General features: G+C 38.7%; 8 protein-coding genes. 1 reads left to right on the top strand and 7 read right to left on the bottom strand.

All coding sequences use genetic code 11. From position 1 onward, the window contains the following. Positions 1-53 precede the first annotated feature (53 nt). Positions 54-2087, bottom strand: coding sequence for a DNA internalization-related competence protein ComEC/Rec2 (locus HHO47_RS00495; RefSeq protein WP_248290892.1), 2034 nt, complete (start codon positions 2085-2087; stop codon positions 54-56). A 225-nt stretch (positions 2088-2312) separates the two neighbouring features. Here HHO47_RS00495 and HHO47_RS00500 point away from each other — a divergent pair, with 225 nt between their 5' ends. Beyond that, on the top strand, positions 2313-2822 hold the full coding sequence (locus HHO47_RS00500; RefSeq protein ID WP_169017854.1) for a DUF2062 domain-containing protein: 510 nt from the start codon (positions 2313-2315) through the stop codon (positions 2820-2822). 117 nt (positions 2823-2939) lie between these two features. On the opposite strand, the gene HHO47_RS00505 is transcribed toward HHO47_RS00500, so the two are convergent. The 6 genes from HHO47_RS00505 to pyrD form a co-directional block, all read right to left on the bottom strand. After that, positions 2940-4682 carry a DUF3466 family protein gene (locus HHO47_RS00505; protein ID WP_169017855.1) on the bottom strand — a complete coding sequence of 581 codons (1743 nt, stop codon included), beginning with the start codon at positions 4680-4682 and terminating at the stop codon, positions 2940-2942. Positions 4683-4693: 11 nt separating this feature from the next. Continuing rightward, positions 4694-6613 carry an ATP-binding cassette ATPase Uup gene (gene uup / locus HHO47_RS00510; protein WP_169017857.1) on the bottom strand — a complete coding sequence of 640 codons (1920 nt, stop codon included), beginning with the start codon at positions 6611-6613 and terminating at the stop codon, positions 4694-4696. Then, positions 6604-6864 (bottom strand): glutaredoxin family protein, encoded by a 261-nt coding sequence (locus HHO47_RS00515; protein ID WP_169017859.1) that lies wholly within the window; start codon positions 6862-6864, stop codon positions 6604-6606. The genes uup and HHO47_RS00515 overlap by 10 nt, the downstream gene beginning before the upstream one ends. After that, entirely contained in the window at positions 6857-8974 is a 2118-nt protein-coding gene (gene rlmKL, locus HHO47_RS00520) for a bifunctional 23S rRNA (guanine(2069)-N(7))-methyltransferase RlmK/23S rRNA (guanine(2445)-N(2))-methyltransferase RlmL (RefSeq protein WP_169017861.1), read from the bottom strand. The genes HHO47_RS00515 and rlmKL overlap by 8 nt, the downstream gene beginning before the upstream one ends. A gap of 90 nt (positions 8975-9064) precedes the next feature. Further along, positions 9065-9595, bottom strand: coding sequence for a cell division protein ZapC domain-containing protein (locus tag HHO47_RS00525; RefSeq protein WP_169017862.1), 531 nt, complete (start codon positions 9593-9595; stop codon positions 9065-9067). A gap of 120 nt (positions 9596-9715) precedes the next feature. Continuing rightward, positions 9716-10726: a quinone-dependent dihydroorotate dehydrogenase gene (pyrD, locus tag HHO47_RS00530; protein ID WP_169017864.1), complete on the bottom strand. Its 1011-nt coding sequence runs from the start codon at positions 10724-10726 to the stop codon at positions 9716-9718. Between the last annotated feature and the right edge of the window lie 46 nt (positions 10727-10772).

Here is a 10772-nt window from a genome sequence, read left to right on the forward strand (position 1 = left end):
TCTCTTATTCATAATCTGTGGCTATTGTAGCCTCCAGTTGCACAAAACTAAACTCAATCTTTTAGAAACCAATAACTTTCATCTTCACGAGCTAGATTTACTGTGTAGTGATGTTGATAAAATTCAATTTTAACTTGCCCATTGTCTGCTGTGGTATATTGTAAAGCATGCTGTGTTGCATAACGAGCTACCACTGCTGGGCGTGGAAATTGCCACTGTCCTTTATATGCTGTTGAATGAATAACAACCTCAGGAGCAACTGCACCAATAAATGCATCGCTCGATGAGGTGTTACTACCATGATGAGGACTCAATAATACCGTACTTTTAAGCACACTTTGCTGCTGGATTAGTTGCGCTTCTCTAGTTGCTGAAATATCACCTGGAAGCAAAACACTGAACCTGCCATCACTAATACGCACGACACACGAGTTATCATTATCAGTTATTAAATGCTGTGCTGGCTGGCTCACGGTAATGGTTAAGTCATAAAAACTATATTCGCCCGCTCTGCAAACTTGTTCTGGCCCATTTGGTTGCAGCAACCTAAAAGTATGCTGGTAACCATGCTCTAACCAATGGATAAGCCCTCCAGCATGGTCTTTATCCATGTGGCTGATGAGCGCAACTTCCGCCTCAATGCCGTTTCTTTTTAAATAAGGTATTAAGGTGCTATTGATCCGCGTAAATGTATTAAAATAAATTGGCCCAAGATCATAGATAAAACCTTTATCTTGATTACTGATCAACACCATGGTGCCATGACCTACATCGAATACATTAAGCTGCCAACGTGGTTTGTTCAGTAAATAATGATCGAGGGCAACCAGTAATAAGGGTATGCATGCCAGTAAACGCCAAGGCAAAAAACACACAATCATTGCTATAATATAGCTACTAGCAAGCCATAGCTGGCTAAAATTAGTGGTATCAAACCAACGAAAATTAGACGGGATCAACAATAGCAAATTATAAATAGACTGTAATAATGAATCAAAAACACTGATCAGCCCGCTAATATCAAAAAACACACTGATTGCAGAAAAAAATACTAAGCAAGGCATGATAATAAAACTAAGTAATGGGATAGCCACTAGATTAACAACTAAGCCAATTACACTGATCCCATTAAAATAATAAAGCGATAACGGTAGTAAACCTATAAACAATGCACACTGTAGAGTAATGAGTGTTTTTATGATGGCTAAAATGCCATAACTAGTTAGGGGTATAACGCTAAAAACCCAAAAGATAATTGCCACCGCAGTAAATGAAAAATACAGCCCTGGATCTAGTAAACTAAATGGATCAATGAGTAATACACATACCAATGCAAACAAGATAAATCGCCAGCGTAATGCCTGCTTAGCAAAGTAATAAATAACTAAATAACATCCTAACATGATCAAAGCACGCGTTGCCGAGACGATAAAACCACTTAAGTACACATAACTAAAAGCAAGCACAAAGCCACCTAAACTATAAATAAGTGACAAATTGATTTGCTGTGTAGTTGGTTTAACCACAAAAATAAAAAGTCTTGTTAAATAACGAGTTATAAAAAAGCCAATACTAAATATCAAGCCAATGTGTAATCCCGAAATGGCCAATAAATGGCTAATACCAAATTGCTGTAATTCCTGCTTTTGTGAAAAACTCATAGTACTGCGGTCGCCAGTCAGTAGCGGATAATACAGCCAATTTAGCGAGTTATGTTGGTAGGTGTGTCTAATAAAATTTCGATAGTTTTCAATTAGGTCAAATTCATGATTGTTAGATATTTCAATAATACGGCCAACTTGCTTACCTTTAAAAAATAGCCGCTCACTAAATGCGTAACGCTCTTTATCAAACACATCATAATTTTTTTGGCTACGATATTTTTTTAATTCAAGCAACGTTGTAACATGATCACCCACTTTGATTGTCTGGTGGTTTTTTAAAGTAAGTAATGCAAAAGGAGGCTTAATATTTGATATAGGTTGATTGTCTATCTTATTAAGCTGAACTTTTAAATAATAGTGATCGCGCTTTGAAATAATTTCAACAATCGTAATATTGCTTAGATGTGGTTTATTTTCATCCAAAGCAAAGCTGGAAATTGCGTAGAAGCTGGTAAAATGTCCCCAAACACACAAAATTCCACAAATAAAACCTAACAATACACTGTAAAACGGCTTAAAATAGGCACTCGCAATTAGCAGAAATAACGCGAAAACTATAAATACAAGGGTCTGATAATAAAAAATGGTTACAATACAACCAACAACAAACCCAACGCTTAACCAAACAGATGTAAATGGTTGCTTTAAATGGCTAAAAAAACGATCCAACGGTTTTTACCCGATCACAATAAAGTTAAACATCATAAATATTTAAAAATTTTTGGTCGTTTACTCCACGATGCTAATCTATGGCATTTAAATCGTCGCTCAGCTCGTGGGGCATTTTCAGTCGGTTTATTCTTCGCTTTCATCCCTGTTCCTTTTCAGATGGTGCTTGCTGCTGCGTTGGCTATTCCATTACGAGTAAATCTACCTATTTCTGTCGCCGTGGTTTGGATCACCAATCCGCTAACCATGCCGCCTATTTTTTATTGTTCGTATTTAATTGGCACCTTGGTGTTAGGACAACCGGAACAACATTTTGCATTTCAACCAAGTTGGCAGTGGTTTATGGAAAGCTTAACCACCATTGGTCCTGCTTTTTTAGTTGGCTCGTTTATCAGTGCCTGTGTTGCTTCAATCGTAGGCTATTTCGGTGTTGATTTACTATGGCGTCGCTCAGTGCGTAAAGCATGGTTAAATCGACATAAAAAATAACTGTTGCTAATTTCTCATAAAGTATAGACAAAAAAACCCCTGCTTAGCAAAGCAGGGGTTTTTATTTTAATACTCAGTGAGCCTTAATGCTGGATCACCTAGCTATAACTTCAATACTTAACGCACTATACGACGCAGGCCGACTAACGGTAGTAACAATAACGTATACCAAGGAAAACTAGACGATTGGCGTTTGTAACTTTCTCTTTCAGGATCTGAGCAACTTTCAATACTGCCATTATTAATAGGAGATAACTTCACTGGTACTACAATACTTTCGTATTCTATTTCACCATTGATATCTTGTACAACATCACCTAATGAATCAGTTTTTTCGACCGTTTTAGTAGCAACACCAAAAATTTCGTTTTTATTGTTAATTACTTGAGCCCCTGAAACGACATAACTATAACGTGTTTCACCATCAGCTTCGTAGCAAGGCAATAAATCATTTATGTTTGTAATCGCATCATCACCAATCTTATACAAGAAGCCTTCGCGACGACGGACACCAACATTAAATAAGTCAGTTTCACCTTCACCAACAATATAGCCATTATCATTAATATCATTGGCAACTGAGCTAGAGCTATTAAAGTAATCCTTTGGGAAAACAGTACTATTGCTGGCAATATCATGATAGAAGAACTTTTGACGATCTGTGCCATCAATTCTTTTAATACCATAGCCAACAATAATGTTATTTTCGTTTATGGCAGCAGCCTTACCACCAGTCCAATCATCTTCTTGATTGAGCATTTCAACAACGTTACCGTTTTTGTAATAAACAGGCAATGATCTAATTGTTGATGATTTGTTATTATCACGAATATCAGAATAACCAGCAACAATACCCTTACCATTAACAGCAAGTGCATTACTTACAAATGCAAAGCCATCATCTTCCTCGGGTGTAAGGCCCAAACCAAGCTGTTCAGTTTTAGTAATATTTAAGTTTGTATCAAGTGTCCACTTAACAGCGCGGGTATCAAACAATCGTGATGATCTAGCCCGATTTAAATTCTCAATACAAACACTGACAGGTTCATCTTCACCATCACAGCTATCATCAATGTTTTCTTGTCTATCAACTGGGATCCCCGTTGATACTTGCCCAACTATAATATAACCGGTGTTTGTTTTTACAATATCGTTAGCTGAACTTATACCGCCATATTCATCATATTCAGGAAGTAAAGGAACTGATACACCAGATGGAGATATAACAACGCCACGAGAGATAAAATCACGCACAAATTGTGTTATTTCTTCTGTTTTATCATTCGGAAGAAAGCTAGTTTTCTCATAAGGCGCACTGCCCCAACCCACAGTAACACCGTCTTCTGCTACTGCATTATAGTTATTGCTAACGGAGCGTGTAAGGCCATCATAATCAACTGATGCAACATCAAAAAGAACTTGCTCTTGAGCTTCACCATTCAAAACATTGTAACCGATAATATTCGCTAGTTTTTGATATTCAGGGTTTGTTCTTGTTGCATCTGAACTTAAAAAATCCAACATAAAACTGTGCGCATCAGGATTAGTTGCCGCCGCATTATTGTTTTCAATATCATCAAGCGTAAAGGTAATTTCTTTATCAATTAACTCGAAATCGTCTTCTCGCCGATCGTAGGCTCTTTCAATTAAGCTATCTGTAAAATCTATATAACTAACATCAATAGGTAAATTGTAAATACCGTTAGCAACGCCGATTATATGGCCACTTTCGCTGACATCTTTAACGTAGTTATGCTTTGCTTCTTCCAATGTGCTCAGCTCGGTTAACTGATAGGTTGCACTGATTGCCGATGTACTCATAGTAGCTAAAATACTAGCAGCGAGTAATTTATATTTCATTTTAGTCCTTACTACTGATTCTTTAAATCTTCAAGTTCTTCCCAGCGCTCCAAAGCGGCTTCAAGGTCAGACTCAAGTTGTGCTAAATGGTTCAATTCTTTGGTCGTCGCACTGGCATCTTGTTTAAAGAAATCAGCGTCATTAACCACAAGTTGCTGCGCTTCTAATGCTTGTTCAAGTTGTTCCAGCTTACTGGGTAATTGTTCTAATTCAAGTTTTAATTTGTAAGAGAGTTTATTACTTTTGTTATCTGCTTTAGCCACAGGAGCTGCTGCAACGACTGCTTCTTTTTTAGCAGGTGTAGTTAGCTGTTTTTTTTGTTCCTGTGCTAAATAATTAGTGTAGGCTTCATAATCACTGTAACCACCGACGATATCTGTAATTACCCCATTACCTTCAAACGCCCACACACTGGTACAGGTATTATCAATAAACTCACGGTCATGGCTTACTATTAACACAGTTCCCTGATACTGATTAATAATATCCTCTAACAGCTCGAGAGTTTCTATATCTAAATCATTGGTCGGCTCATCAAGCACTAGAATATTTGATGGTTTTAAAAATAGTTTAGCTAATAACAAGCGATTTTTTTCACCGCCAGAGAGTGCTTTAACTGGTGTACGAGCACGCGCAGGTGGGAATAAAAAGTCTTGTAAATAACCGAGTACATGACGTGAGCGTCCATTCATCATCACTTCTTGCTTACCTTCTGCTACGTTATCTTGTACGGTGGCTTCTTCATCAAGCTTTTGGCGATATTGATCAAAGTAAGCAAACTCTAAGTTCACCCCTTGCTTAACAATCCCTTCATCAGCTTCAATATCCCCAAATAGCAGTTTTAATAAAGTTGTTTTACCAATCCCATTAGGGCCCACTAAGCCAATACGATCGCCACGCATTACTAATGTAGAGAAGTCATTGGCGATAACTTTGTCTTTGTTAAATGCATGACTTAGGTGTTTCGCTTCAAATACTAATTTACCTGAACGGTCTGCAGTTTCAATATTGAAGTCAGTTTTACCTACTTGATCAACACGTTGTTTGCGTTCATTACGTAACTGCTTTAGTTCGCGTACACGGCCTTCATTACGCGTTCTACGAGCTTTAACACCTTGGCGTATCCATGCTTCTTCTTCAGCTAGACGTTTATCAAATAATGCGTTTTGGGTTTCTTCAACTTTTAAATCATGGGCTTTTTGCTCTAAATAAGTAGCATAATCGCCTGGATATGAAATCAGCTTACCGCGATCTAAGTCTAAGATCCGCGTCGCCACTGCACGAATAAACGCACGGTCATGAGAAATAAAAACAATGCCACCTTTAAACTCTTTTAGAAATTGTTCAAGCCACATCACACTTTCCATATCTAAATGGTTAGTAGGCTCATCAAGTAATAATAAATCAGGCTCACTAACCAGTGCGCGAGCAAGGGCAACTTTGCGTAACCAGCCACCGGAAAGTGATTCAAGTTTCGCTTCTGGTGTTAATTCTAACTGGGTTAATACCAATTGAATACGACTATCAAAACGCCAACCATCGGCGGCTTCGAGTTGATTTGATAAACGCTCTAATTTATTTAATAATTGATCCGTGCATTCAGTCTGTAACTGGGTACTAACATGGTGAAAATCAATTAATAAATTTGCAATTTCAGGCATTCCTTGCGCAACATAATCAAACACCGAGCCACTAGCTCCTTTTGGTGGATCTTGCTCTAGACGAGATATTTTAATACTACCTAACTGATTTATTTCACCATCATCTAAAATAACTTGGCCATCAAGGACTTTTAGTAACGTTGATTTACCCGCACCATTACGGCCAACCACACACACACGCTCGCCAGTTTCGATGACGGCATCAGCGTTGTCTAACAGTGGATGCGTACCATAGGCGAGTTGCGCTTTAGAAATTCTAATTAAATCCATACTATCTGTTTACTCTTATTCTGTTTGCGTAAAAACTGACACACATCTTGTGCAGTGAAAGGCCAAAATAATTGCGGGCCTTGATCGCTTTTTAAAACGGGTATACTGGTCTGATACTCTGTAATTAATTCTTCATCACTCATAATATCAACAAGCTGTAAGCGATCATCACCTAACAACGGCGTGATCAAGTCCTGTGCTTGCTCACATAAATGGCAGCCATCGGTATGATATAAAATCCACTTAGCCATGGGTTATCAACCAGCTATTATGTATTTTTTTATTGCGTTTAAAATCAGGAGAAATCGTCTGCTCTGAAATATTAACTGCTTTTAATCCTAAGCCAATCAAGCCCACTTCATCCATGCTGAAACCTCGCATATTGTTCGAGAAAATCAACGTCCCTGATGGACTAAGGATTTTTTTAACCCATGTGAGCAGCTTGATATGATCGTTTTGCACATCAAATGCGTCTTTCATTCGTTTTGAGTTTGAAAATGTTGGCGGATCTAAAAAGATCAAATCGTACTGACTGGTTGCATGTTCAAGCCATTTCAAACAATCAGCTTGCTCAAATCGATAGCGAGTATTACTGATATTATTCAGTTCAAAATTATCCTGCCCCCATTTTAAGTAGGTTTTTGATAAATCAACTGTGGTTATCGCTTTAGCGCCACCAAGAGCGGCATGCACAGACGCTGTGCCTGTGTAGGCAAATAAATTCAAGAAGCGTTTATCTTTGGCATTTTCTTGGATATAACGACGTGCAAGGCGATGATCTAAAAACAAGCCTGTATCTAAGTAATCAAATAAGTTAACTTTAAACTTCGCACCAAACTCTTCAACTACTTGAGTACGATTTTGTTTAGCCATCGGTGTGTATTGTTCTTCACCTTTTTGCTTTTTACGTACTTTTACAGCAATATTTCCAGGTGCGATATTGAGCTGCTGTGAGGTTAACGAAATCACGTCTTGCAAGCGTTTATGCGCTGTCACATCGTCAATTTCTTTCGGTGCAGCGTATTCAAAAATAACGGCTGAATCACCATAGACGTCCACAGCAACATTGTATTCTGGAATATCGGCGTCATAAACACGATAAGCCTGAATATCATTTTGCTTAAGCCAATTTTTTAAGCCTTGCTTATTTTTCTTTACCCGATTGGCAAATGACATTGAGCCTTCGAAGTTTAAAGCCGGTTTATCTTCTGAACTTTGACTTACTTGTTTATCATCTAACTGATATAAGTTAAGTACGACATCAAGGGGACCATTTTTAAACTTATAACGTTTCAGTTTTACCAGTTTTAATAACTTAAACAGACTTTCATCCATGCCTAGTAGAGCAAGTTTCCAGTTGTTAAAATGTTTTTTAAAGCCTGTACCTAAAGCACTGTGTAAACTCACCAACTCAGCCATCGAACCAATACGTTCACCATACGGTAAATTTGAAATAACCACACCTGGTAATTTTGCCACTGAGGTAAGCTTAGTTGCATCGCTTTGTTTAAACTTGATCACATCACCTAGATCAGCTCTACGAGCATTATCTACTGCTTTGCTCAGTACATTAGCGTCATTGTCATGACCAATAAGCCATAACTTAGGGTCGGTAATTTGTGCTGTAAGCTGCTCTTTTAACTCTTTGTATTTAGCAATACTGAAACTTGGTAAACGCTCAAATGCAAATCCCTCACGGAATAAACCCGGCGCTTCATTACGCGCCATGCCAGCAGCTTCAATCAAAATAGTGCCAGCACCACAGCAGGGATCAAATAGCGGCTGTTGAACATTATCAAGCCAACCACTGCGTTTGATCAGTGCTGCCGCTAAATGCTCTTTAATAGGTGCCTTACCTTGACCTTCTCGGTAACCACGTTCAGATAAACGCGGCCCTGAATAATCGATATACATGGCCACACCTTGACGCGATAAACGCGCAACAACGCGTACATTGGCATCTTGTTTATCAACATTTGGCCGCTGTTCAAATAAATCATTAAAATAATCAACAATCGCATCTTTGATCACTAAACCTGAGAACTGGGTATTTTTAAGTGAGTCGTTGGTACCATTAAAGTCGACTGCAAAAGTTTGCGTTGGACCAAACCATTCCTGCCAAGGCTGTGAGCGAGCAAAATTGTAAAGGCTTTCTTTATTATTAACGCCCTCCTTCTCTTCGATCAACATCAGCACTCGTGTCGCGAAGCGGCTCATTAAACAGACCTTTTGTGCTAATGTAGTGTCGGCGTCAAAACGCACAGAACCGACTGTTTGTTTGGTCACCGTAGCGCCAATGTCAGTAAGTTCATCAACCAATAAATTTTCGATTCCGATAGAAGTAAGTGCGATAAAATGCAAAGTAATAACCCTTAATAGCTAATTGCTCGGGATTATAACATAGGTTGGGTCACAAACACGCGATAAACAAAGGAACTACAAAAAATATGCTTAGGCTGTTTTACTGTTTTGTGCGTGGTTATAAATTGGATGAACACGATTGTTAAGTATACGAATAGCTTCAAATTGATTAAGGCTTAAATTTTCATCAAGCTTAAAATGCTCAGATAGACAAATGCACAAAGAGGCTTCTTTACAGTGGTCAACAATCAAAAACTCACCGCTTTGTTCGCTAGTTTGCAATCTTATAACTGCTTCAATACTGGGCTCATTGCCTTTGTAGGGTTCGAAAAACCAACTTTTTGCCAGCATTGGCTTCAAATAAAATTTAGCCGCTGTCGCATTAAGTGCGATTTGGCATAGCTGTGCGCCATTCCATAGATTAAATCCAGCAAGATATTGATAAACCTGCTGATAAAAGGCGGCATCTTCTAAACTAAAGTTAGGTTGGGTAAAAATAGCATCGGTGAGTTGGCGTAGTTTATAAGGCGTGCACAGCTGCATATCTTGATCTAAATCGATCAATAAACGATTTCGTACTGGACAAGCAATCCATTGCCACTGCTTTGATGCTTGTAACATGCGTTCCCTACCCCCCTATTAATTAATCTTATGAATAGTGGAGTATAGCGGCTTTTGACCAATTAATATATATTTCTTTAGAACATTTATTGAACGATCAAAAGCTTAAATAACGGATCTTTATAAGCCTTGCAGGATCGTTTTTACCAATTGCGGTCCTTTATATATAAATCCAGTGTATATCTGTAACAGATCCGCACCTGCATTTAACTTTTCTTTCGCACTGGCAGCATCATCAATGCCGCCCACTCCAATAATAGGTAACTTGCCCGCAGTTAGGCGCTTGAGCTCTTTAACTACGTGCGTTGAACGCTCACGAACCGGTTGACCAGACAAGCCACCAGCCTCATCAGCATACTGTTGTCCGTGTACAGCTGCTCGCTCTAAAGTGGTGTTTGTTGCAATCACACCATCAATATTATTATTTACTAATGACTCACTAACTTGCGCTATTTGTACAGCATCAAGATCTGGGGCAATTTTTACTAGCATTGGCACTTGTTTGTTGTGTTTTGCGATCAGATCAAGTTGCTCGTTTTTCAAGCTTTGTAGTAAGTCATCAAGCGCCGCACCATATTGAAGGTCACGCAAGCCAGGGGTATTTGGCGAAGAGATATTAACCGTAATGTACGAAGCATGCTCAAACACTTTACGCATACAGTGGATGTAATCGTCTTTACCTTGTTCATTTGGGGTATCTTTATTCTTACCAATATTGATACCTAGAATGCCGTCGTATTTAGCAGCCTTGACGTTATTAATTAGGTTATCAACGCCTTTATTATTAAAGCCCATACGATTGATAATTGCATTTGACTCCGGCAGACGGAAAATACGCGGCTTGTCATTACCTACTTGTGGACGAGGTGTTACAGTACCAACTTCAATAAAGCCAAAACCCATCTTTGCAAACGCATCTATGCATTCTGCATTTTTATCAAGACCAGCGGCCAATCCTACTGGGTTTTTAAACTGTAAGCCTAAAAATTCGACTGGATGATCTGCCACTGATTGCGACCATGCAGCACTGAATGGGGTATTGTTAAAACGGCGTAAATTGTGCAGTGCAAATTCATGGGCCCATTCCGCATCACGGGTGAACATAAAACGGCGAGCAAGATCGTAAAACATGAAATAATCCTCTTAATAAAAAAATACCCCAGACTAGGCTGGGGTA

The organism is Pseudoalteromonas arctica, assembly GCF_012927645.1.
GTDB classification, from domain to species: domain Bacteria; phylum Pseudomonadota; class Gammaproteobacteria; order Enterobacterales; family Alteromonadaceae; genus Pseudoalteromonas; species Pseudoalteromonas arctica_A.